A 22,288-nucleotide genomic window follows, 5' to 3' on the forward strand; every position below is an offset into this window, starting at 1 on the left:
GCCAGTCTCCCGCGATCAGCTCCCGCGATAGGTCTGATAGCTCCAGGGCGTCGCGACCAGCGGCACATGGTAATGCCCCTCCGGTTCGCCGACGCCGAAGCGCAGCGGGACGATGTCGAGGAAGGGCGGCTCGGGCAGGTCGAGCCCGAGACGGCGGAAATGGTCGCCGAGGGCGAATCGCAGCTCGTAGGCTGCCATTGGGACCGGTCGCCCCCCGATCAGCGGTGCATCGGTGCGCCCGTCGGCGTTCGTGACAGCCCGGGCGACCGGGACCGCTTCCGTGGCGGAGACAATCTCGACCAGTTCCACGGCGACACCCGCGGCGGGCCGGCCGGCCACGGTGTCGAGCACATGGGTCGAGATCCGGCCCGTCGTCCGCAGCGGCCCCTCTCCGGTCACGAGGGCATCGAGGCGGATCGCGGCGATGCGCATCACCTCCGCCTCCGCGACGCGCCGCTCGGCTTCGCGCGTCGATCCGAGCCGCCGCTCGAAGGTCGCGAGCAGCGAGGCGCGTCCGTGCCGCTTCACGCAGAGGATGAACGGGATGCCGAAACGGGCGCGGTAATCCGTATTGAGGCGCTCGAATTGCGCGTATTCCGCCTCGGACAGCCGGTCGAGACCGGCGGCGGCCTGCTCCGCGATCGAGTCCGGGGCGATGCGGCCGGACCGGGCCGCCCGGCCGGCGAGTTCGGGATGCCCGACGAGCAGGGCGAGCCGCCGCTCCTCGCCCGCGCCCTCGACCGTCGCGCGCATCGCGGAGAACAGCGCCTCGACCGTCGGATAGGGCCGCCCCTCGGCGACACCCTGCGCGACCCAGGGGGCGTGCTCGAACACGGCGCCGAGCGCCGCGACGAAGTCCGCCGGCGGCAGCGTGTTGAGTGTTGAGAGGGGGAGGGGCATCGCGCTCTCTGGACGAAAATTGGCGGTCAGGCTCGCTCGGCGGTGTGTCCCGGCCGGCGCGCCGGTCGCGCGCCCTCATAGCAGGCAATGGGCCAATCGAGGGGACCCGCAGGCGGGCCGAGGACGGGATGCGTCGCCCGCCCGTTGTGCGGCTCGAGCAGCATCGAGCCGCGCACCTGTCGGGACCGCACCCATCCCATGGGCATCCGACCGCCGGGGCTGGCACGCGCTTTGCCCCGCTATCGCCGGGCTCCGGGTTCGATCGGGGGGCATGGGTGATGGACGATCGTGCAGCGAACGCGGCGCCGGCCGCGGGGACCGGACCGGTGCCGCTCGGGCCGCCGACGGCCCCGGTCACGGCGGTTCACCCGGCGGCTTTGGGTTTGCTGGGTCTCCAGCATGTGCTCGTGATGTATGCGGGCGCGGTCGCGGTGCCGCTGATCGTCGGGCGCGCGCTCAAGCTCTCGCCCGAGGACATCGCGATCCTGGTCAGCGCCGACCTCTTCGCCTGCGGCATCGCCACCCTGATCCAGAGCTGGGGGCTGCCGGGAATCGGGATCCGCATGCCGGTGATGATGGGCGTCACTTTCGCCTCGGTCACGCCGATGATTGCGATGGGGACCAACCCGGATCTGGGTCTGACGACCATCTACGGTTCGGTCATCGCGGCAGGCCTGTTCGGCCTCGCCGTCGCGCCGCTGATCGGCCGGTTGTTGCCGCTATTCCCGCCGGTCGTGACCGGCACGATCATTCTGGTCATCGGCATCTCGCTGATGCGGGTCGGCGTGAATTGGGCGGCGGGTGGATTGGGCAACCCGAATTACGGCGCCCCGCTCTATCTCGCCATCAGCGCCTTCGTGCTCTGCGTCATCCTCGCCATCACCCGCTTCGCCACCGGCTTTTTGGCCTCGGCCTCGGTGCTGGTGGGCATCGTCGCTGGCATGGTCGTCGCGGCGATGTTCGGGCTCGTCGATATGTCCAAGGTGGCCGCCGCGCCGTGGCTCGACATCGTCCGGCCGTTTCACTTCGGCTGGCCGACCTTCGATCTCGTTTCGGCGATCACGCTGTGCATCGTCATGATCGTGGTGATGATCGAATCCACCGGCATGTTCCTGGCGCTCTCGGAGATCACCGCCGATCCGGTCGGCGAGGAGCGGCTGACGCGGGGCCTGCGCGCCGACGGCCTCGGCACGCTCGTCGGCGGCATCTTCAACACCTTCCCCTATACGTCGTTCTCGCAGAATATCGGCCTCGTCGGCGTCACCGGTGTGCGCTCCCGCCTCGTCACCGTGGTCGGCGGCACCATCATGCTCGTGCTCGGCCTGATCCCGAAGCTCGCCGCGCTCGTCGAGGCGGTGCCGCAATGCGTGCTCGGGGGCGCCGGCCTCGTGATGTTCGGCATGGTCGGGGCCACCGGCGCGCGCATCCTCGGAGGGGTCGATTTCGCGGGCAATCGCTACAACCTGTTCATCGTCGCCGTCTCGGTCGGCTTCGGCATGATCCCGCTCGTCGCGCCGGCCTTCTTCAAGCAGATGCCGCATACGCTGCACCCTCTGCTCGAATCCGGCATCCTGCTCGCCGCGATCGCGGCGGTCGGGCTCAACCTGTTCTTCAACGGGCTCGGCAGCGCGGCGGAGGCCCGCGACGCCGCCCTGCGTCAGGCCAAGACGGCGGAAGCCCATTGATGCGCCGCGCGGGCGCCTCGATACCCGGCTCACCCCCTCGGAGAGATCGATGCCGCTGATCGCCTCGAAATACGGCAAGGGCCGCGTGCGGGTGATGCGTCTCACCCGCGACGGCGACCATCACACCCCGCGCGAGTTGACGCTAACCGTCCTGATGAAGGGCGGTTTCGATGCGGCCTGGACCGAGGGCGACAATCGCGCCTGCGTCGCCACCGACAGCGTCAAGAACATCTGCAACGTGGTGGCGGCTCGCAACCTTTCGCTCGACAAGGAACTCTTCGTCCGCGCGATCGCCGCGACGTTCCTCGACACCTATCCGCAGATTGCATCGGTCGAGATCGAGGGCCGGGAGACGCGCTGGCTGCGTCACGCCTTCGGGGGTGAGCCGCACGGGCACACCTTCACCCTCGACGGCAACGGCACCGGCTATGTCCGTCTGGTGGCGGACCGCGACGGCGCGACCCTGCAATCGGGCCTGCGCGGCTTCACCTTCATGAAGACGACGCAGTCGGGCTGGGTCGATTTTGTCGACGATCAGTACCGCACGCTGCCCGACACGACCGACCGCATCGCCGCCACCGCCATGGACGCGACCTGGACCTGGTCGCGGGCGCCGGCCGACTACACCGACGCCAATGCCCGGGTGCTCGACCGCCTGATCGCGGTGTTCGGCACGACCTATTCGCACGGCGTGCAGGACAGCATGTACCGGATGGGCGAGGCGGCGCTGGCCGAGATCCCGGAGATCGCCGAGATCAGCTTCGCGATGCCCAACAAGCATTACATCCCGATCAACCTCGCTCCCTTCGGCGAGGACAATCCCGGCACGGTGTTCCTGCCGACCGACGAGCCGCACGGACAGATCGAGGCGACGATCGGACGGGGCTGACCCAACCGCGACGTGTTGCGTCCACACGATGATCGGGTGGATCGGTGGATGCACCGATCGCCGTTCCGAGCCGCTCCCGGTCAAGGGCGCGCAGCCAGGTCGGCCCAGTCTCGTCGCCGCGATCGATGACGGTGTCAGACGCAGGCATGGTCAATGACTCAGAGACCGGCCCGGCCACACGAAACCGCCGTGGGACCGTCACTGATCGACATCAATGGAGATTGGGGACGACTTGGCGGAGAGGGGGGGATTCGAACCCCCGATGCCCTTGCAGGCATGCCGCATTTCGAGTGCGGTGCATTCAACCGCTCTGCCACCTCTCCGCAGAGGTGTCGCGACGACGGAATGGGCCCTAGCATGCAGGTCGGCGCGCCACAAGCCGCCTTCGCGATTGCCGTGGAGCAATCGCGCGGAGTGCGGGGTCGGGGCCTTGCCGTGGGGGCGGGCGGCGGTGTTGATGCAGGCCATGTCCGATCTGTTCGCCTCCGCCGGTCTCGAGGCGGGCGCGCCGCGTCCGCTCGCCGACCGGTTGCGCCCCCGTCGCCTCGCGGAGGTCGTCGGTCAGGAGCACCTGACGGGACCGGATGGGGCGTTGACCCGGTTGCTCGCGGGAAAATCCTTCGGCTCGCTGGTGTTCTGGGGGCCGCCCGGAACCGGCAAGACCACCGTGGCACGGCTGCTGGCTCACGAGACCGACCTCGATTTCGAGCAGATCTCGGCGATCTTCTCCGGCATCGCGGATTTGCGAAAGGTGTTCGAGGCGGCGCGGCGGCGGCGGGCGACGGGCCGGGGCACCCTTCTCTTCGTCGATGAGATCCACCGCTTCAACCGGGCCCAGCTCGACGCCTTCCTGCCAGTGATGGAGGATGGCACCATCACTCTGGTCGGCGCGACGACGGAGAATCCCTCCTTCGAGCTGAACGCGGCGTTGCTCTCCCGCGCCCGCGTTCTCCTGTTCCGGGCTCTCGATGGGGCGGCCCTGGCGCGGCTCCTCGCGCGGGCCGAGCAGATGGAGAATCGGCCCCTTCCGCTCGACGAGGAAGCTCGGGCGGCGCTGATCCGCATGGCGGACGGCGACGGGCGCGCAGCGCTGACTTTGGCCGAGGAGGTCTGGCGCTCGGCGCGCCCCGGGGAAACCCTCGATGCCGAGACGCTCCAGACATTGGTGCAGCGCCGGGCACCGATCTACGACAAGGCCCAGGAGGGGCACTACAACCTCATCTCCGCCCTGCATAAGACCGTGCGCGGCTCCGATCCGGATGCCGCTTTGTACTACCTGTGCCGGATGCTGGATGCGGGCGAGGACCGCCTGTTCATCGCCCGCCGCCTTGTCCGCATGGCGGTGGAGGATATCGGACTCGCCGACCCGCAGGCGCTCGTGGTGGCCAACGCGGCCAAGGACGCCTTCGACTTCCTCGGCACGCCGGAAGGTGAGTTGGCGCTGGCACAGGCCACGATCTACCTCGCCTGCGCGCCCAAATCGAACGCGGTCTACAACGCCTACAAGGCCGCTACGCGGGTCGCCAAGGCGAATGGCTCCCTGCCGCCGCCTCGCACCATTCTCAACGCGCCGACCGGTTTGATGCGCAAGATCGGGTACGGCGAGGGATACCGTTACGATCACGACGAGCCGGATGCCTTCTCCGGCCAGGATTACTGGCCCGAGGCGCTGGGTCGGCAGCATTTCTACGTGCCGACCGACCGCGGCATGGAGACACGCTTCGGCGAGCGTCTCGCTTGGTGGGAGCGGCTTCGCCGGGAGCGGCGCGACGAGGAGTAAACACCGGCCGGACAACGGTCGGCGGGCCATCCCAAAAAAGCCCCATGGGCGTGGCCAGTGCGAAACAGACCGGCGAAGGCTGTCCCGGATCCCTGATCCGGGGCCGACGCATCCCGCGCGACACGCCGAGCGACACGCTCAGAGACCGAATGCTCAAGACCGCCTTCGTCGCCGCGCGCGACCGTCAGCGCCTCTCCGAGATCGCCTCGGTCCTGATCGGCTTCGGCCTGACCAAGGTCGTGGACCGGCTGGGGTTGCACAACATCCCGCTGATTCCGCGCCGCACCCCGCGGGTCGACGTGACCCGCCTGTCCCAGCCCGAGCGCCTGCGCCGGGCGATCGAGACCCTCGGGCCGACCTTCATCAAGTTCGGCCAGATCCTGGCGAGCCGACCCGATCTGCTGTCGCCGATCTGGACCGACGAGCTGGAGAAGCTCCACAGCCAGGTGAAGCCCGTGCCGTGGGCCCAGATCGGGCCGCAGCTCGAGGCCGATCTCGGTGCGCCGCCGTCGGAGGTCTTCGCCGAATTCGACGTCGAGCCGATCGCCTCGGCCTCCATCGCCCAGGTTTATCGCGCCCGTCTCCATTCGGGCGAAGAAGTCGTCGTCAAGGTGCTGCGGCCGGGCCTGCGCAAGGTGATCGAGGCGGATCTCCGCCTGATGGCGCACGGTGCGCGCATCGTCGAGTCGGAATGGCCCGAGATGGCGCGCTACCAGCCGCAGGAGCAGATGCGCCACCTCGCCAACGGCCTCAACGGCGAGCTCGACCTGCTCAACGAGGCCCGCAATTGCGAGATGATCGCCGAGATCTTCGCGGGCCGCGACGACATCGTCATCCCGAAGATCCACTGGGAATGGTGCTCTGAGCGGGTGCTGGTGCAGGAGTTCATCCACGGCGTCTCGCCCAACGACGCGGCGGCACTCCGCGAGGTCGGGGCCGACAAGAAGGCGCTGGCCCAGAAGGGTTGCGACGCCTTCCTGCGCATGGCCCTGATCGAGGGCGTGTTCCACGCCGATCCGCATCCGGGCAACCTGCTGGTGATGCCCGACAACCGCATCGGGTTCATCGATTTCGGCATCGTCGGACGCCTGTCGCAGAAGCGGCGTCAGCAGCTCCTCGTGCTGATCGGCGCCATGCTCAAGCAGGATGTCGACGGGCTGATGGCCACGCTTCTCGACTGGACCGGCACCTCGAATCCGGATCTGACCAAGCTGGAGCAATCCGCCCAGAACTTCGTCCAGACCCATTCGTCGATCCCGCTCAATCTCGGGCTGGTGCTGACCGACTTCATGACGATGGCCCGCGAGAACGACCTCGCGATGCCGACGGATCTCGCGATCTTGTTCAAGGGCCTCGTCACCGCCGACGGGGTGATGCGCCAGCTCGACCCGAATTTCGACCTGTTCTCCGCCGCCGGGCCGACCGTGCGGGCGAGCATGCGCTCGCAGTTCAATCTGCGCGGTCTGATGCGCAAGGCCGAGTCCCTCGGTACCGGGTTGTTCGGTGCGGCCTCGGAACTGCCGACGCTGATCCACCTCATGCTGGTGCGGCTCAAGCAGGGCCGCGTCACCGTCGAGATCGAGCTGAAGGGCATGGACAAGCTGGTGCGCGGCATCGAGCGCGGCGCCGCGCGGGTCGCGGTCGGCCTCGTCGTGGCGGCCTTCGCCACCCAGCTCGCGCCCCGGCTGATCGATCTCGGCACGCCCGTCTTCGTCATCATCGGCCTGACGGTCGCGATGCTCGGCGTCGGTTGGCTTCTCCTCCTGAGCCGTGACCGCTGAGAACGGCCGCCGCCTACAGATTCGCCAAGTTTCCACCCGGCGCGAAAACTACGCTGGACTGGTTCAGCGCCTTGTCGCTGCGACAAGATCTGTTATCGTCGCACGACGCACCGAGTCGCGACCCGCATGGGTGGCGCGCCGGGTTCTAGAAGCGGACTTTTCCCAGTCCGACGCCCCGTCGAAGCCCTGACATCAGATCGCACGGATATTTCGACTCGCGCGACGCGCTGACTCGACCCGAGGACGGGTCGAGGGCAAGCGCTAGGGGGAATGCCATGCGAACCGGCCTGAACGGCGGCTTCGCGCTCGCCGACATCGAGCCATCCCGCAGCGATGCGGTCCTCCCGGACGACCGGGAGGGACCGTCCGCGACGATCGAGCTGTCCAGACCGGGCGTCGTTGTCACGGCCAGCGACGAATGGCCCGGCTGTGTGGTCTGCAAGCCGGGACTTTCCTCTGCGGCGCCTCAAAGCTTCGGCCTCGCATCCCGGGCCAGCGACGACGACATCCTCCTTCCCTTCGCGGCGAGCCCGGACGGCGTCGCGCTGCTCGATCCCTCCGGCTTGATCCTGGCCACCAACCCGCGGGCGGGGCGTATGGGAGGGGCGCCGCACGCGGCCGGCCCCGCATCCTGGCTGGAGATTTGGGACGCGCCGGACGATCGTGGGGAGGCCGAGGCGGCTCTCACCCGGGCTCGGGCGGGCCATCCGGCACGCCTCCGGGCCGCCGCCGGGCCGGTTCTGTGGGATGTGACGGTCACGCCGGTGGCGGGCTCGCCCCCACGTCTGCTGACGGTGGCCCGCGACATCTCCGAGCAAAGGCAGGCCGAGGCGCGGCAGGGCGTCCTGCTGATGGAGATGGAGCATCGGCTCAAGAACACGCTCTCCATCGTACAGGCCATCGCCACGCAGACCCTTCGCAACGCCTCCTCGCTCAGCGTCGCGGCGGAATCGTTCGGGGCGCGCATGCTGGCCCTGGCGCAAGCGCACGACGTGCTCATGCAGGGAGCTTGGGCGAGCGCGTCCCTGCATGGCCTCGTGGACGGTGCGGTGCGCCTGCACGGGGATGGGATGCCCGAGCGGTTCCGGGTCACGGGCCCGGAGATCATGGTCGGTCCGCGCGCGGCGCTGACCCTGGCGCTGATGCTGCACGAGCTCGGCACCAACGCGGCCAAATACGGTGCCCTGTCCAACGCGGAGGGCCGGGTCGAGATCGGCTGGCGGATCGTGGGCGAGGCGGCGCAGGAACGGCTGTGGTTCCGCTGGGCCGAGCGCGGCGGCCCCCCGGTCGCGCCGCCGACCCGCAGCGGTTTCGGCTCGCGTCTGATCGAGCGCAGCCTGGTGCACAGTTTCGGTGGCAGCGCCCGGTTGCGCTATCCGCGCGGCGGCGTGGTCCTGGCGCTCACGGCGCCGCTCGCAGCGGTCGCCGCCGAGGGTGGAATGGGCTGAAAGCCGGACTCGGCGCATCGTCCCGGATCTCAGGAGCCGGACGATGCTCCCGGTTCATATGCCGCACCGCCTCGGTCCGAAAGCCGGAAGCCGCCTTTCGGACCGATGACGCCAAATTGAAATCCCGGCCGCGGGACCGGATCGTCAGGCGCGGAGTGCGGGCTTCGCCTTGAGGGCGGCGGCGAGCGCCTTGAGCTGCCGGTCGAGATCGGCCAGCTCGTTCAGGGCGATGGTTTTGTGTCCCGCCTTGACCGCGCGCTCGATGTCGCTGACCTGCGAGGAGGCCATGCGCTTGAGTTCGGTCGCGAGTTGTTCCCTGGTCATCGGCGCTCCTTTCAACACCAGGCTCGGTTGGCACCTCCCGCAACACGGCCGCCGCACCGCCGCTCCCCCGAGGGGCAGCGAGGGCGGTCAGGCGTTTGGCGAGGAGCCCTGAAGCCGGTGATAGGTGCTTAGCCTTAACCGGGGGTTTTTGCCCGGCATATTCCGTTCACCGTCGCCGGCCGAAGCGGACGCGGCGCAATGCCCCGCCGAGGGTGAGCACCGCCGCAGCGCCGGCCACGGCGAGCCCGATGCCGCTCAGGATCGAGGCCGAGCCCACACTTCGATGGGCGTGTCAGCCCCTCCTCTTCCTGACTGCGTTGATGTGCTCGAGGGGCCGTGCTGGCCCGGGGAACCGCATGGATCGAAGAGGGACGGGATGGAGGCCGAGCGGATATTACGCCGGGAAGCGGGAGAGGAGGCGGCGGAGCGGGCGACCGAGGATGCCGTGCGGTCGGAGGCCGCAATCGTGGAGACGCGCCGGGCCGACCGCGATACCAGCCGTATCCGCTGGCTGCGGGATCAGGCGACCCGGCTGCGAAAGCGTCTGCCGCTGCGTCGCCGCTTCTCCGGCGGGTTGGCGCATGGCGTGATGTCGGCGGTGGCGGCCATTGCCGCCTATCTGCCGACGCAGCTGCTCGGCCTTCGCGAGGGTTTCTGGGCGGCGATCACTGCGGTCGCCGTTGCGCAGACCGAGTTCGGCGCGACCCGATCCACCGCCCGCGACCAGTTCAGCGGTGCGGCGATCGGCGGAATCATCGGGCTCGCCGCTTATCTGACCCTGGGACCGACCCTGCCGACTTACGCGGCCACGGTGGTGCTCGCGATCCTCGCCTGCTGGCTGGTCAACGTCGCGAGCGCCTGCCGGCTGGCCGGGATCACCGCCACCATCATCCTGCTGGTGCCGCATCTCGGGCCGGTGGAGCGGATGGCGGGTTCGCGGGTGCTGGAGGTTGGTTGGGGCGTCACCGTCGCCATCGTGACGGTCTGGCTCGTGACCCGATTGAACCGGTGGCTCGGGATCAGATCGTGAGTCGCGCGCAGACCGACGGGGCCTGCCTGAAAGTCAGGCGGACATGCGCATGAAGAGCGTGTTCGCTCGTCATACCCCCTCGAAACTTCGACCGCCCGGTGAACCGGCTCGTGGCAGGACAGCACAGGATGAAGCGGCACGCGAACGAACAGTGTCGCATCGGCACCGTCCGGGTCACCCTCGGGAGCCATGACGTGACGCGAACCGCCTTCCAGAACGCCTCCGCGAAGGCACGCGAGCTGAGCGGGCAAGCGGTGCTCACGATCGTCGCACCGGGCCAATTCGCATGTGCGGCGACGACAGCAACAGGCATCCGCGCCTGAAAGAACGTCCCATCGATGCGCCTGCGATCCGATCCTCGTAGGCGCTTCCACCGTGCCGTTCGTTCAGCGGATCGCGCACGGAACTTGGCCGTAGGCGCCTCGGGTTTCCTGCGGCGATGTCACCGAAGCATCGCCCATCGAAATCCGGGGACAATCCATGAAGGCACTGTGCTGGCACGGCAAGGGCGACATCCGCTGCGACACGGTGCCGGACCCGTCGATCGAGGATTCTCGCGACGTCATCATCAAGGTCACTTCCTGCGCGATCTGCGGCTCGGACCTCCACCTGATGGATGGGCAGATGCCCACCATGAAGTCGGGCGACGTGCTCGGGCACGAATTCATGGGTGAGGTGGTCGAGACCGCGCCAGGCTTCACCAAATTCAAGAAGGGCGACCGGATCGTCGTCCCGTTCAACATCAATTGCGGCGAGTGCCGCCAGTGCAAGCTCGGCAACTGGTCGGTCTGCCAGCGCTCGAACCGCAATGCCGAGATGGCGGCGGCGCAGTTCGGCTACACCACCGCGGGGCTGTTCGGCTACTCGCACATCACCGGCGGATACTGGGGCGGACAGGCCGAGTACGTGCGCGTTCCGATGGCCGACGTGGCGCCGATGAAGGTGCCGGACGGTATGGACGACGAGTCGGTCCTGTTTCTCACCGACATTCTGCCGACCGGTTGGCAAGGCGCCGAGCATTGCGAGATCCAGGGCGGCGAGATCATCGCCGTGTGGGGCGCCGGGCCCGTCGGCCTGTTCGCGATCCAGTCGGCCAAGATCATGGGGGCCGAGCGCATCATCGCCATCGACACGGTGCCGGAGCGTCTCTCCCTCGCCCGCAAATACGGCGCGACCGACATCATCGACTTCGAGAAGGAAGACGTGTTCGCGCGCATACAGGAGATCAGCCACGGGGAGGGTGCCGACGGCGTGATCGACTGCGTCGGCATGGAAGCGAGTGCGGGCCACGGCGTCGCGGGCGTCATGGCCACGCTGCAGGAGAAGCTGACTTCGACCGAACGGCCCTACGCCCTGGCTGAGGCCATCAAAGCCGTGCGGCCCTGCGGCATCGTCTCGGTGCCGGGCGTCTATGGCGGACCGGTCCCCGTCAACATGGGTTCGATCGTGCAGAAGGGCCTGACGCTCAAGAGCGGCCAGACCCATGTGAAGCGCTATCTCGAGCCCCTCACCAAGCTGATCCAGGAGGGGAAGTTCGACACGGCCTCCCTGATCACCCATCGCTCGACGAATCTCGCCGACGGGCCGGACCTCTACAAGACGTTCCGTGACAAGAAGGACGGCTGCGTGAAGGTCGTCTTCCACCCGGGCTGAACTCGGTCGGGGGTCCTTCTGACTCCCGCACGATTCGAGGAATCAAGCAGCGGCTGGGGTTGAGTTATGGCGGGCGAAGACGGCTTGAAGTTCGGCGCCATCGGCGCGCGGGCGGTGCATATCTGTGTCGATGCCCAACGGTTGTTCGCGGAAGAGACGGATTGGCACACGCCCTGGCTCGGGCGCATCCTGCCCAAGCTCGAATCCCTCTGCGCGGCGCATGCGGAACGGACCGTATTCACGCGGTTCGTGCCGCCGCGCCGCGCCGAGGAAGGAACGGGCACCTGGCGGCGCTACTACGAGCGTTGGCAGAGCATGACGGTGGAAGCCCTCGGGCCCGGGATGGTCGATCTCCTGCCGGAACTCGCCCGGTTCACACCCCCGGCCAAGGTGGTCGACAAGCGTGTCTATTCTCCCTGGATGGCCCCCGAACTGCAGAACCTCCTGCAGGCTGAGAGCATCGATACGCTGGTGGTCACGGGCGGGGAGACCGATGTCTGCGTGCTCGCAACGGTGATGGGCGCCGTCGATCGCGGCTACCGTGTGATCGTCGCCTGCGACGGCGTCTGCTCCTCGGCCGACCCGACCTACGACGCGATGATGTTCCTCTATCAGAGCCGCTTCGGCACTCAGATCGAGACGGCGCCGGTCGCCGAAATCTTGGACGCTTGGCCGGGCTGACTCCGTCTCGGCCAAGCCGGAGAGCCCGGAAACTGCGCCGTTCGCTCCCGGGTTCACCCTGACATGTTGGCCCGCCCCCGGCGTGCACCGTCAAGAACACCCGACAGGAGAAACCGATGCCGAGCAAGAAGCCGCTCGCCCAGCAAGTCGTCGTCATCACCGGAGCCTCGAGCGGCATCGGTCTCGCCACGGCCCGCATGGCCGCCGCCCGCGGCGCGAAGGTCGTGCTCGCCGCCCGCAACGAGGGGGTGCTGAACGAGATCCACGGCGAGATCGAGCGCGGCGGCGGCGAAGCGCTCGCCGTAATCACCGACGTCACCGACCGCGATGCGGTCGAGGCGCTGGCCCGCCGAACCGTCGACCGCTTCGGTCGCATCGATACCTGGGTGAACGATGCCGGCCTCTCGATCTTCGGGCGGATCGAGGAGGTGTCGGAGGAGGATCACCGCCGCCTGTTCGAGACCAACTTCTGGGGATTGGTGCACGGCTCCCTCGCCGCGCTCCCGCATCTCAAGGAGAGCCGCGGCACCCTGATCAATCTCGGCTCGGTCGCCTCCGACGTCGCCTTGCCGCTCCAGGGGATGTACTGCGCGAGCAAGCACGCCATCAAAGGCTTCACCGACGCGTTGCGGATCGAGTTGGAGGAGGAAGGCACCTCCGTCGCCGTGACGCTGATCAAGCCGGCGGCGATCGATACCCCGTTCGCCGAGAATGCCAAGAATTACACCGACCGGGCCCCCAAGCTCCCGCCGCCTGTCTACCGGACGGAGGAGGTGGCGGAGGCGATCCTCCACGCCGCCGAGAACCCGCGGCGCGACATCTATGTCGGGGGCGCGGGCCGGATGATGAGCGCCGCGCAGGCCATGGCGCCGCGCCTGTTCGACCGCGTCGGCCGCACGATGATCGGCCAGCAATTGCAGGACAAGCCGGCGGAGCATCGCGAGGGCGCGCTCTACGCGCCCCGCGAGGGCGGAAACGTGAAGGGGGGGCATCCCGGATACGTCATGCGCCGCAGCCTCTACACCCGCGGAAGCCTTCACCCCCTGACGACCGCCGCTGTCGTGGCCGGCGTCGGCTTCGCCGCGGCCAGCCTCCTCGGCGGCAGCCGCCGCCATTGATCCCCTTTCTCGGCAAACAGGAGAACACCGATGTCCACCAAGCCACCGCCGGTTCCGCCGGCCAACCGTTCCGACAAGGGCCCCGGCAGCGCCGAGACCGCGCCGAAGGACACTGCCAAGGCCACCCCGAACGATCCGGACAAGACCGGGCAGGCGGGCAATTCCAAGATCAATACGACCCATCAGGGCCATCAGCAGGACCGTTGAGCGTGGATCGACGGCAGCCCTCGCGATGACGGAGGCTGCCGGCGGCACATGAGAGCGATGGCGCGATGAGACCGGCGGTTCGCGTCCGATACGCGACGCGAAATGCCCATCAGGAGACCCAAGCGCATGAGCACATCCAGCAAGACGCCGGCTGCGAACCGGCACCATGGCGGTCCCGGCAGCAGCCATCAGCGATCCGATCTCCCGGACCCGACGGAGACAAGCGGACCGCAGCCGGGAGCGGCAACCAACGGATCGCATGCGAAAGTGTCCGGTGGTGGTGGCGAGCAGGATCGCCATCACCGCAGGGACGAAGGCGGCAAGGGCAACACGCCCCGGACCCACTGACGAGATCGCAATCGCGCTCGGCCGTTCCCGGCCGGGCGTTTCCATTTGCCCCTGAAGAAACGGACGAACCGTGGCGAACCTCGACAATACTTTGGCCGTGTTTTCCGCCCTGCTCGCCTCGGAGCCGCCGGCTCAGGTCGGGGAGGCGGACGAAGCGATCTGGGCTTATCTCTCGGCCGTACAGGGGCTCGATGCGCAGATCGCGGCCCTCGATCGCCTCGACCAAGGCGTGGCTGGCCTCGATGCCCATTCGCCCTTCATGCCGCTGCTGCGCGATGCCCTCGACCGGCACCGGACGCGCCTCTCCGAACCTTCGGCGTGATGATTGTTACTTCATATCAATCGGCGTTTTCGCCCCGCGCATATACTCGTCCCTTCATGTGCGACGCTTCCACAATACATGCTTGAAACATGTCGCTTGATGTCTTGATGGTGACGGCAATATTCTCTTGGACTAAAATCGGCTTGCGCCTTGGCGCGGAAGAGCTGCTGCTACTTCGATTGGCGTGTCGGCTGGCTCTACGAGCAAGCAATTCTTATCGCCACCCGCCCACTGCGCTGGCAATTGATCAGTCCCCATCCGCACGATCTCGACATTGCTTGCGGCCGAAGCGACCGACGACGAGTTGTGCTCGGCCAAGCTTCCCCACATAATACGGCTGTATAGATCGAGTTCCCGCGCGGAACTTCATTACGACTGGTGCGTAGAAAGTCCTACGACCAGAGGCGCTGAATGGCCAATCCAATCATGGATTGCCGTCATATTATCGCCTCTTGTTGGGGTATGGTGCGGACATCTCACGGATTGACGGTTCGGAGCGCAGGCGACGGCGCCTCCGGTCACCTCACCCTCGTCGCTGCACCGGATGACGCATGCCCAAGCTCGCCCTGTCCGCCGCCCTGATCACCCTGCTCGCCGCTCCGGCGGTCGCGGGTGACTTCGACGGAAACTGGTCGGTCCAACTCGTGACCGAGAGCGGGCTGTGCGAAGCCCAATATACCTACACGCTGAGCGTTCAGGACGGTCAGGTCCGCCCGATCACGAATGCGGCCACCAACGGAACGACCGTGTCGGGCCGGGTCGGGGCCGATGGAAGCGTCGGACTCACCGTGGCGACGGCGGCGGCCAATGGCACCGCCTCGGGCCGGCTTCAGGTCCGGAGCGGCACGGGCACCTGGCGCGTTTCGGGCGGTCTCTGCAGCGGCCGCTGGACCGCCCGCCGCCACACCATGCGCACCGCGCAGGCGGAGTAAGCCCCGCCTACGCTGTCAAGCCGGTAGGGCTCAGACCCCCGCTTCGAGCCAAGCCCGCGCCTCGGCGATCCGGGCGCGCTCGAACACCTTGATCTGCACCGGCGACACGAAACCGAAGGTCTCGGCGACGGCCTTGAGCCAGGTCGCGTCGGTGACGAGGGCCACGTGGCTCACGCCCTTCATCATCGAGAGGCCGAAGCGCGGATCCTTGAAGAAGGCCGCCGGCTCCATGCCCTCGAAAGCGCGAACGTCCTCAAGCAGCTTGAGTTTGCCGCCCTTGTCGAGGTCGGCCTTCATCGCGGTCATGACCGCGTTCATCTCCTCATCGGTGATCTTGCCGTCGACGACGATCTCGGCGATCGCGGAATCGGGCTTCTTCTCGTAGGTCAGCAAGGCGCGGCGCTCCTCAGGATGGCGCCGGCGCGAGACATCCCGCGCCGGCCGCGCGAGACCTGACTTATAGGAAACTTTGCGGGTCCACGTCGATTGCGACCTTGAGGTTGCCCCGTGGCTTCGGTCCGCGCGCCAGCCAATCGCGCAGATAGCTCTGCACGTCGATGCCGCGCTCGGTCTTCACGAGCAGGCGAAAACGCCAGCGGCCGCGCACCAGCGCCAGCGGCGCCTCCGCCGGTCCCAGCACCATCACGCCCGGCGGCGGATCGGCGGCCCGCGCCAAAGCCTGCCCATGGGCTTCCGCCTTCTCCCGCTCCTCGGCCGAGACGATCAGGGCTGCCAGCCGCCCGAAGGGCGGCAAGCCCGCCGCCTCGCGGGCGGCGATCTCCTCTTCGTAGAACCGTTCGGCATCGCCCGAGAGCAGGGCGGCGATGACGGGGTGGTCGGGCTGGTAGGTCTGAACCAAGGCGCGCCCCGGTCGCTCGCCGCGACCCGCGCGGCCCGTCACCTGCTGGAGCAGCTGAAAGGTGCGCTCCGCCGCGCGCGGATCGCCGGTGGTCAATCCGATATCGGCATCGAGCACGCCGACCAGCGTCAGGTGCGGAAAGTTGTGGCCCTTTGCCACGAGCTGCGTGCCGATGACGATGTCGCACTCGCCCGCCGCGACCGTCTCCAGTTCCTGCCGGAGCCGCTCGGCCCCGCCGGGGAAGTCGCTCGACAGCACGACGATGCGCTTGTCGGGAAACAGCTCGGCGGCTTCCTCGGCGATGCGCTCCACCCCGGGGCCGCAGGGCGTGAGGTGATCGAAGGCGCCGCATTCGGTGCAGGCCTCCGGCTTACGCTCGGCATAGCCGCATTGGTGGCAGACGAGGGCCCGGCGGAAGCGATGCTCGACGAGCCAAGTCGAGCAGTTGCGGCACTGGTAGCGGTGACCGCAGGCCCGGCACAGGGTCAGCGGCGCGTAGCCCCGCCGATTGAGGAAGAGCAGGGCTTGCTCGCCCGCCTCCAGCGTCGCCTTCACGGCATTGACCATCGGCGGCGACAGGAAGCGACCGCGCTCCGGCTTGTCGAGGCGCATATCGATCGCCTTGATGTCCGGCAGAGGTCTCCCACCGAAGCGCCCGGGCAGCGACACGTGGCGGTAGCGGCCGCTCTGGGCGTTGACCCGCGACTCGATGGAGGGCGTGGCCGAGGCGAGCACCACCGGGCAGCCCTCGAGACGCCCCCGCACCACCGCCATGTCGCGGGCATGGTAGTGGACGCCGTCCTCCTGCTTGTAGGCGCTCTCGTGCTCTTCATCGACCACGATCAGGCCGAGGCGGTTGAAGGGCAGGAACAGCGCCGAGCGGGCACCGACCACCACCGAGACATCCCCGGAGGCCACCCCGGCGCGGATGCGCTCGCGGCGCTTTCCGCCGATGCCCGAATGCCATGTCGCCGGACGCACGCCGAAGCGGCCGGCGAACCGGTCGAGGAACTGCGCAGTGAGCGCGATTTCCGGCATCAGCACCAAAGCCTGCCGGCCCTCCCGGACGCATTCAGCCACCGCCTCGAAATAGACCTCGGTCTTGCCCGAGCCGGTGACGCCTTCGAGGAGGATGGTTCCACCGGCTTCCGCGGGTGCGGAGGCGGGGGAGGGGGCCGCGATCAGGTCGTGGGCCGCGTCCCGCTGGGCGTCCGAGAGCGGCACCCGCGGATGGTCCGGATTGGGCGGGAGCGCCACCGGCTCCGGCACCAGGGCCACCGTCTCCAGGGCGCCATCGTCGATCAGGCCATCGACCACGCCAACCGACACGCCCGCCTCCTTGGCGAGCGCGCTCTTGCCGCGCACCGCCCCATCGGACGCGACCGCCAGCACCTTTCCCCGGGCCGCCGTCTGCCGGGCCGGAGGCCGGCCGGAGGCGCGCACCCCGATGCGCGGGTTTTCCCGTTGCGCTCCCTCGTCCGGCAGGCGCAGCGCCATCGCCAGCGCCGAGCCCTTCGGCGCGAGGGTGTAGCGGGCGAGCCAATCGACCAGCTTCCGGAGCGGCTCGGAGAGGGGAGGGACCTCGATCCGCCCCGTCACCGGCCGCAGGTTTCCGCCCGAAGCCCGCTCGTCGAGGCCCCAGACCACGCCGACCGTTTCGCGCGGGCCCAGAGGCACCTGAACGACATCGCCCTCTGCGAGGGTGAGGCCGGGGGGCACCGCGTAGCTGTAGGCGGTGTCGAGCGCCAGCGGGATCAGGATCTCGGCAACGGCGGGCATAGCGTCACGGTCATGGCATTACGGCTCTCGGCATCACGGCTCTCGGCGCCGTCGTTCTATATATGTCCCAGGCGGCGCTGGCGAACGCCGTGCCTCATGCTGCGCGCCGCAGGGTCCACGCTACCGGCCATGCGGCCAGACTCACCGCGCTCATCGCCCAGAACGCGGGCAATCCCAAGCTCCCGTAGAGCGGCCCGGCGGCGAGTGTCACCAAGGCCGAGGCGAGGCCAAGCCCGACGCTTCCGTAGACCGTCAGAGCCGTGGCGCGCAGCCCCACCGGCACCTCCCGCGCGACGATGTGCAGACAGGCGAGGTGCAGGAGCGCGAAGGTGAGGCCGTGCAGCGCCTGGATCGTTGCCAAAGCGGGGAGCCAGGTCGTCTGTGCCTGCACCGCCCAGCGCAAAGCCCCGGCCAGGGCGGCGAGTTCCAGCGCCCGCGCCGGACCGATCCGGGCGAGGAGGCGCGGCCCGAGCCAGAGGAAGACGACCACCTCCGCCGCGACCGCTTCGGCCCAGAGCAGGCCTGCGACGGCGGTGCCGATCCCATCCCCGGTCCAAGCGATGACCGCGAAGGCGTCGTGCATCGCGTGCGCGCCGATCACCAGCGCGGCGGCGAGAACGAGTCGGCGGAACACGCGCATACCGACAAGCGCGCGATAGCCGCCCTCCACCTCGCGCGCGGGCGCGGCCGGGGCCGGAGGCAGGCGCATCGTCACAACGGCGCCGGCCGCGAACAAGGCGGCGCAGGCGGCAAGTCCCGCCCCGTTGCCGAGACGCCCGACGAGCCATCCGGTCAAAACGGTCATGACGATGAAGGCGGCCGATCCGGCGCCACGGATCCGCCCGTACTCGTCCCCGCCATGCCCGCCGGAGAGCACGAGCGCATCGGCCAGCGGACTCAGCGCCGCGCTCGCCGCGGCCTGCATCAGGACGAGCGCGACGAGCAACGCGACGGGGTGGCCGGCCAAAAGGGCCAGGGTCAGCCCCGCCGAGCCTGCGAGTCCCCCCGCCAGCAATCCCCGCGCGGCGGCCCGCCGATCGGCGATCCGCCCGGTGGGAGGACCGGCGGCCAGACGCACCAGCATCGCCATAGAGAGCACCGCGCCGATCTGCGCCGCGTCCCATCCCCGAGACGCGAGATAGGCCGGCAGGAACGGCGAGAGGGCACCGTAGCCGCCATAGAGAGTCGCGTAGAGCGCGATCTGCCGCCCGATGCCTCCCCCGCCCACGGCCGCCTCCGCCCCGATCCCCTCGATCTGGTACCCCGCGTCCTGGCTGGAAGGGGCGGGGGCGACGATCCTCCTAGGCCGGGTCGCGCTGCGCCGCGGTCAGGCCCCATCGGCCGTGTGTCAGGGGACTTCCGACCATGACACCGGAAGAGGGCGGTGGAGCCTCGGTGTGAAGCGCGCATCGCCTGCGCCTTCCGGCGTCGCGTTCGATCCACCCTTGACCCGGCCTGGGAGCGGGCCTCACCAGTGTCGGGCAGCTCGCGAACCTCTCGATGGATTCTCGGCCAGAAGCGAACATTGCGTCCCACCGCGCCATCCCGAAACGGAGATGACGTGTCGTCGCGTCACCGGAATCGAACCGGGCCGTTTCGCGAAGGCGCCTCGGCCACCTTCCCTCCGCCGCTCAGGCATGAGGATCGGGATGCCCGGTCCCTGTTCCGGTGCAACGGGGGCGGTTGCACCCAGACGGGGAATGATGACATGCCGCTCGGCGCTTCTTTGGACGTTGCGAAGAAGAATTCCCCCGCAACGGACCCCCACTCCGCCCGCTGGCGCGCGCCCCTCGCGGAACCGTCGGTATGAGCCCGGACGACCCTGCCCGCGAGGGTGTACTCCTCCTTCACGGTATCGCCCGAAGCCCCGCCGCGATGCGACCGCTCGAACGGACTCTCGCGAGCGCCGGCTACGCCACCCTCAATCTCGGCTATCCCGCCCGCCGCCGCGACCTGGCCGGCTGCGCCGAGGCAATCGCTTCCGCATTCACCGCCTTCGCCGCCCGAGTGAAGCGAATCCACATCGTGACCCATTCCATGGGCGGCCTCGTCGCCCGGGTGCTGCTGACGCGCTGTCGCCCGGACAATCTCGGACGGGTGGTGATGCTCGGGCCCCCGAGCCAGGGCAGCGAGGTGGCCGATGCGCTGCACCGCCTGTCCCTCTACCGCCGCTTCTTCGGACCGGCGGGAGCCGAGCTCGTCACCCGCCGGGAATCGGCCCTGGAGGCACGTCTCGGTCGCGTCGATTATCCCCTGGGCATCATCGCCGGCCATCGCAGTCTTTATCCGCTCGCCTCGCGGCTCTGGTTGCGCGGTCCCAATGACGGTCGCGTCACCGTTGCCCGCACCCGCCTGGACGGTATGGCCGACCACATCGTGCTGCCGGTCGCCCATCCAACGATGATGCGGGCGCCACGGGTTCGGACGGAGACTTTGCGCTTCCTGACGGAGGGCCGGTTCAGCGCCGACAACACGGACGCGTGAAAGATCGCCGATTTCGTTCCCGCAAACGGCTGCCCTCCGCCCTGAAACTGGTCTAAGGAGCGGTCTGCCGACGGTCCCGTCCGTGGCCCGTCGGCCGCGCGGCCGGCTCGTGATGCCGGTCTTGCGGTGATCCGCGAGAGAGGTTTTCCGTCGGCCATGAGCAGCCTTCACACCGGACCCGGCATCGACAGCGCGCCGCTGCGCCCGCAATCGCAGCTCGTGACCGTGTTCGGTGGCTCCGGTTTCCTCGGGCGCCACGTGGTGCGGGCGCTGGCCAAGCGCGGGTACCGCATTCGCGTCGCGGTACGCCGTCCGGACCTCGCCCTGTTCCTGCAACCGCTCGGCAAGGTCGGCCAGATCGTCGCCGTGCAGGCCAATCTCCGCTATCCCGATTCGGTCCGGCGGGCGGTCGAGCACGCGGACATCGTCATCAATCTGGTCGGCATCCTGCAGGAGCAGGGCAGTCAGCGCTTCTCCTCGCTTCAGACGGAAGGGGCCGGCGAGATCGCCCGAGCCGCTGCCGCCGTCGGCGCAAAGATGATCCATGTCTCGGCCATCGGGGCGGACGAGGCCTCGCCCTCGCTCTACGCGCGCTCCAAAGCGCTCGGTGAGGCGGAGGTCCGCCGTGCCAGCCCCGACGCCGTGATCTTCCGGCCGTCCCTGGTGTTCGGGCCCGGCGACGGCTTCTTCAATCGCTTCGCCGGTCTCGCCACCTTCCTGCCGGCCCTGCCGCTCGCCGGCGGTCAGTCGCGCTTCCAGCCGGTCTTCGTCGGGGACGTCGCGGAGGCGATCGCACGGGCCGTCGACGGCAATGCGGCGCGGGGAACGGTCTACGAACTCGGCGGCCCGGAGGTGAATACGCTCGAATACTTCGTGCGCTACATGCTCGAGGTGACGATGCGCCGCCGCGCAGTGATCGACCTGCCCGAGCCGGTCGCCCGGGTCCAGGCACGGGTGATGGAAATCGTCGATACGCTCAGCTTCGGGTTGCTGCCGGCCAATCTCAAACTCACGCGCGATCAGGTGACGCTGCTCCAGAACGACAATGTCGTGTCCGATGCCGCTCAGGCTGAGGGACGGACGATCGAGGGTCTCGGCATCGTGCCGACCGCCGTCGAGGCGGTGGTGCCCGGCTATCTCTGGCGCTTTCGCAAGGCTGGCCAATTCGCCCAGGGACGCGGAACGGAGGCAATGGCGGCGGTCCCCGATCTGATCGCGTCACGCAGCGAAGCTCCGGAATCGCAACATCGTCCCAGCCGCGCGAGCGGTCCGGCGATCGGTGCCGATGCCGCACGCCCGAGCCGGATGGGAAGCCGCTGGGGAACCCGGGGCTAGATCGAACACCCCACTCCTCGGACGGCCATTCCGTTGCATCAGGATGGGCGCTGGCGGGCTCCGCGTCGATCCTCCGGATTTTTCCGGTTGACGCGAGCTGGGGCGTCCCGTAGAAGCATTTTCACCGACGGGGCGCGGCGGTCCACCTTCTCTGGTGGTTCGGGGCTCCTGAGGGTTTCGGGACTGTTTGAGCGGCACGGCTGATCCGGGCGACTGGATCGGGCGATCGCTGTCCTTCGTGTCTCGGAACGGTCGACCGGATCGGCGCTTGGGTGTTGGATCGGACGGTTGACAGGACGGTTCGCCGGCTCTAGACGCCGCGGACCGCTCGGGCGGACTTCCCGGCAGCGACACGGATCGCTGCCATGCTGGGGCCGCCGCGGAACGATCGCTGAGGACGGGGCTGCATGGGCCGGGCAACCGGGGCATCGGCGCGTTTTCGGCAGGAGATTGCGCCCCTGGGGTGTAGGCTTCGCGCTCTTTGACAAGTTGATATCGAGAAAGAGAAACGTGGGCGGCTTGTTCAAGTCCTTGCGGGTTCGGCTGAGAGGCTGGACCGTAAGAGATGAAGCTGTCTAACGTTTCGGAAAGCTCACCGGTCATTCATGGAAACGTGGATGACACGGATGTGAGCACTCCGTTTATGTTGTGATCAGCTGAGATCAACTCTTCAACTTGAGAGTTTGATCCTGGCTCAGAGCGAACGCTGGCGGCAGGCTTAACACATGCAAGT

Annotated in this window: 20 protein-coding genes, 1 tRNA gene and 1 rRNA gene; 16 read left to right on the forward strand and 6 right to left on the reverse strand. The window is 68.5% G+C overall.

The genetic code is table 11. The features are described from left to right. Positions 1-15 precede the first annotated feature (15 nt). On the reverse strand, positions 16-900 hold the full coding sequence (gene uraD / locus MFF26_RS22215) for a 2-oxo-4-hydroxy-4-carboxy-5-ureidoimidazoline decarboxylase (RefSeq protein ID WP_137828013.1): 885 nt from the start codon (positions 898-900) through the stop codon (positions 16-18). Positions 901-1,178: 278 nt separating this feature from the next. On the opposite strand from uraD, the gene MFF26_RS22220 reads away from it, so the two are divergent. Both MFF26_RS22220 and pucL read left to right on the forward strand, forming a co-directional pair. Continuing rightward, positions 1,179-2,585: a nucleobase:cation symporter-2 family protein gene (locus MFF26_RS22220; protein ID WP_137828012.1), complete on the forward strand. Its 1,407-nt coding sequence runs from the start codon at positions 1,179-1,181 to the stop codon at positions 2,583-2,585. A gap of 49 nt (positions 2,586-2,634) precedes the next feature. Continuing rightward, positions 2,635-3,474: a factor-independent urate hydroxylase gene (pucL, locus tag MFF26_RS22225; RefSeq protein ID WP_137828011.1), complete on the forward strand. Its 840-nt coding sequence runs from the start codon at positions 2,635-2,637 to the stop codon at positions 3,472-3,474. Positions 3,475-3,707: 233 nt separating this feature from the next. Here the strand turns inward: pucL and MFF26_RS22230 are convergent. After that, positions 3,708-3,797 (reverse strand) — tRNA-Ser (locus tag MFF26_RS22230). A gap of 143 nt (positions 3,798-3,940) precedes the next feature. On the opposite strand from MFF26_RS22230, the gene MFF26_RS22235 reads away from it, so the two are divergent. The 3 genes from MFF26_RS22235 to MFF26_RS22245 all read left to right on the forward strand — a co-directional run bounded on the left by MFF26_RS22235 (position 3,941) and on the right by MFF26_RS22245 (position 8,483). Further along, positions 3,941-5,254 carry a replication-associated recombination protein A gene (locus MFF26_RS22235; RefSeq protein WP_137827973.1) on the forward strand — a complete coding sequence of 438 codons (1,314 nt, stop codon included), beginning with the start codon at positions 3,941-3,943 and terminating at the stop codon, positions 5,252-5,254. Between the two features lie 149 nt (positions 5,255-5,403). Continuing rightward, positions 5,404-7,035, forward strand: coding sequence for an ABC1 kinase family protein (locus MFF26_RS22240; protein WP_137827972.1), 1,632 nt, complete (start codon positions 5,404-5,406; stop codon positions 7,033-7,035). 275 nt (positions 7,036-7,310) lie between these two features. Next, positions 7,311-8,483 (forward strand): sensor histidine kinase, encoded by a 1,173-nt coding sequence (locus tag MFF26_RS22245; RefSeq protein ID WP_238308570.1) that lies wholly within the window; start codon positions 7,311-7,313, stop codon positions 8,481-8,483. Positions 8,484-8,627: 144 nt separating this feature from the next. Here MFF26_RS22245 and MFF26_RS22250 read toward each other — a convergent pair whose 3' ends face one another. Then, the gene (locus tag MFF26_RS22250; RefSeq protein ID WP_137827970.1) at positions 8,628-8,807 is read right to left on the reverse strand and encodes a hypothetical protein; all 180 of its coding nucleotides are present in this window, start codon (positions 8,805-8,807) and stop codon (positions 8,628-8,630) included. 376 nt (positions 8,808-9,183) lie between these two features. Here MFF26_RS22250 and MFF26_RS22255 point away from each other — a divergent pair, with 376 nt between their 5' ends. The 8 genes from MFF26_RS22255 to MFF26_RS22295 all read left to right on the forward strand — a co-directional run bounded on the left by MFF26_RS22255 (position 9,184) and on the right by MFF26_RS22295 (position 15,098). Next, positions 9,184-9,837: an FUSC family protein gene (locus MFF26_RS22255; protein WP_137827969.1), complete on the forward strand. Its 654-nt coding sequence runs from the start codon at positions 9,184-9,186 to the stop codon at positions 9,835-9,837. A gap of 128 nt (positions 9,838-9,965) precedes the next feature. Then, positions 9,966-10,160, forward strand: coding sequence for a hypothetical protein (locus MFF26_RS22260; protein ID WP_137827968.1), 195 nt, complete (start codon positions 9,966-9,968; stop codon positions 10,158-10,160). Between the two features lie 157 nt (positions 10,161-10,317). After that, positions 10,318-11,490: a zinc-dependent alcohol dehydrogenase gene (locus tag MFF26_RS22265; RefSeq protein WP_137827967.1), complete on the forward strand. Its 1,173-nt coding sequence runs from the start codon at positions 10,318-10,320 to the stop codon at positions 11,488-11,490. A gap of 66 nt (positions 11,491-11,556) precedes the next feature. Then, the gene (locus MFF26_RS22270; RefSeq protein ID WP_137827966.1) at positions 11,557-12,171 is read left to right on the forward strand and encodes a cysteine hydrolase family protein; all 615 of its coding nucleotides are present in this window, start codon (positions 11,557-11,559) and stop codon (positions 12,169-12,171) included. 116 nt (positions 12,172-12,287) lie between these two features. After that, a complete protein-coding gene (locus tag MFF26_RS22275; protein ID WP_137827965.1) occupies positions 12,288-13,289 on the forward strand; it encodes an SDR family oxidoreductase in 1,002 nt (333 codons plus the stop codon). A gap of 30 nt (positions 13,290-13,319) precedes the next feature. Next, entirely contained in the window at positions 13,320-13,496 is a 177-nt protein-coding gene (locus MFF26_RS22280; RefSeq protein ID WP_171015401.1) for a hypothetical protein, read from the forward strand. A gap of 418 nt (positions 13,497-13,914) precedes the next feature. Beyond that, the gene (locus tag MFF26_RS22290) at positions 13,915-14,166 is read left to right on the forward strand and encodes a hypothetical protein (protein WP_137827963.1); all 252 of its coding nucleotides are present in this window, start codon (positions 13,915-13,917) and stop codon (positions 14,164-14,166) included. A 551-nt stretch (positions 14,167-14,717) separates the two neighbouring features. After that, the gene (locus tag MFF26_RS22295) at positions 14,718-15,098 is read left to right on the forward strand and encodes a hypothetical protein (protein WP_137827962.1); all 381 of its coding nucleotides are present in this window, start codon (positions 14,718-14,720) and stop codon (positions 15,096-15,098) included. 30 nt (positions 15,099-15,128) lie between these two features. Here the strand turns inward: MFF26_RS22295 and MFF26_RS22300 are convergent, their stop codons facing one another. From MFF26_RS22300 to MFF26_RS22310, 3 genes are all read right to left on the reverse strand, one after another. Next, entirely contained in the window at positions 15,129-15,491 is a 363-nt protein-coding gene (locus tag MFF26_RS22300; RefSeq protein ID WP_137827961.1) for a SpoIIAA family protein, read from the reverse strand. A 64-nt stretch (positions 15,492-15,555) separates the two neighbouring features. Beyond that, entirely contained in the window at positions 15,556-17,736 is a 2,181-nt protein-coding gene (locus tag MFF26_RS22305) for a primosomal protein N' (RefSeq protein ID WP_137827960.1), read from the reverse strand. Between the two features lie 94 nt (positions 17,737-17,830). Then, entirely contained in the window at positions 17,831-18,964 is a 1,134-nt protein-coding gene (locus tag MFF26_RS22310; RefSeq protein ID WP_238308571.1) for an MFS transporter, read from the reverse strand. Positions 18,965-19,542: 578 nt separating this feature from the next. On the opposite strand from MFF26_RS22310, the gene MFF26_RS22315 reads away from it, so the two are divergent. From MFF26_RS22315 to MFF26_RS22325, 3 genes are all read left to right on the forward strand, one after another. Next, entirely contained in the window at positions 19,543-20,220 is a 678-nt protein-coding gene (locus MFF26_RS22315; RefSeq protein ID WP_137831835.1) for an alpha/beta hydrolase, read from the forward strand. 156 nt (positions 20,221-20,376) lie between these two features. Further along, entirely contained in the window at positions 20,377-21,555 is a 1,179-nt protein-coding gene (locus tag MFF26_RS22320) for a complex I NDUFA9 subunit family protein (RefSeq protein WP_137831834.1), read from the forward strand. Positions 21,556-22,226: 671 nt separating this feature from the next. Then, positions 22,227-22,288 (forward strand): 16S ribosomal RNA (locus MFF26_RS22325); the annotation flags it as partial.

Origin of the sequence: Methylorubrum suomiense (assembly GCF_022179765.1) — a bacterium.
Taxonomy (GTDB): Bacteria; Pseudomonadota; Alphaproteobacteria; order Rhizobiales; family Beijerinckiaceae; genus Methylobacterium; species Methylobacterium suomiense.

Bases quoted from the DNA above. Each gene is read 5' to 3' on its own strand.
- MFF26_RS22320 (WP_137831834.1), top strand. From the start codon at position 20,377: ATGAGCAGCCTTCACACCGGACCCGGCATCGACAGCGCGCCGCTGCGC.
- MFF26_RS22245 (WP_238308570.1), top strand. From the start codon at position 7,311: ATGCGAACCGGCCTGAACGGCGGCTTCGCGCTCGCCGACATCGAGCCA.
- MFF26_RS22250 (WP_137827970.1), bottom strand. From the start codon at position 8,807: ATGACCAGGGAACAACTCGCGACCGAACTCAAGCGCATGGCCTCCTCG.
- MFF26_RS22280 (WP_171015401.1), top strand. From the start codon at position 13,320: ATGTCCACCAAGCCACCGCCGGTTCCGCCGGCCAACCGTTCCGACAAG.
- MFF26_RS22295 (WP_137827962.1), top strand. From the start codon at position 14,718: ATGCCCAAGCTCGCCCTGTCCGCCGCCCTGATCACCCTGCTCGCCGCT.
- MFF26_RS22260 (WP_137827968.1), top strand. From the start codon at position 9,966: ATGAAGCGGCACGCGAACGAACAGTGTCGCATCGGCACCGTCCGGGTC.
- MFF26_RS22235 (WP_137827973.1), top strand. From the start codon at position 3,941: ATGTCCGATCTGTTCGCCTCCGCCGGTCTCGAGGCGGGCGCGCCGCGT.
- uraD (WP_137828013.1), bottom strand. From the start codon at position 900: ATGCCCCTCCCCCTCTCAACACTCAACACGCTGCCGCCGGCGGACTTC.
- MFF26_RS22275 (WP_137827965.1), top strand. From the start codon at position 12,288: ATGCCGAGCAAGAAGCCGCTCGCCCAGCAAGTCGTCGTCATCACCGGA.
- MFF26_RS22255 (WP_137827969.1), top strand. From the start codon at position 9,184: ATGGAGGCCGAGCGGATATTACGCCGGGAAGCGGGAGAGGAGGCGGCG.
- MFF26_RS22270 (WP_137827966.1), top strand. From the start codon at position 11,557: ATGGCGGGCGAAGACGGCTTGAAGTTCGGCGCCATCGGCGCGCGGGCG.
- MFF26_RS22240 (WP_137827972.1), top strand. From the start codon at position 5,404: ATGCTCAAGACCGCCTTCGTCGCCGCGCGCGACCGTCAGCGCCTCTCC.
- MFF26_RS22305 (WP_137827960.1), bottom strand. From the start codon at position 17,736: ATGCCCGCCGTTGCCGAGATCCTGATCCCGCTGGCGCTCGACACCGCC.
- pucL (WP_137828011.1), top strand. From the start codon at position 2,635: ATGCCGCTGATCGCCTCGAAATACGGCAAGGGCCGCGTGCGGGTGATG.
- MFF26_RS22265 (WP_137827967.1), top strand. From the start codon at position 10,318: ATGAAGGCACTGTGCTGGCACGGCAAGGGCGACATCCGCTGCGACACG.
- MFF26_RS22220 (WP_137828012.1), top strand. From the start codon at position 1,179: ATGGACGATCGTGCAGCGAACGCGGCGCCGGCCGCGGGGACCGGACCG.
- MFF26_RS22315 (WP_137831835.1), top strand. From the start codon at position 19,543: ATGAGCCCGGACGACCCTGCCCGCGAGGGTGTACTCCTCCTTCACGGT.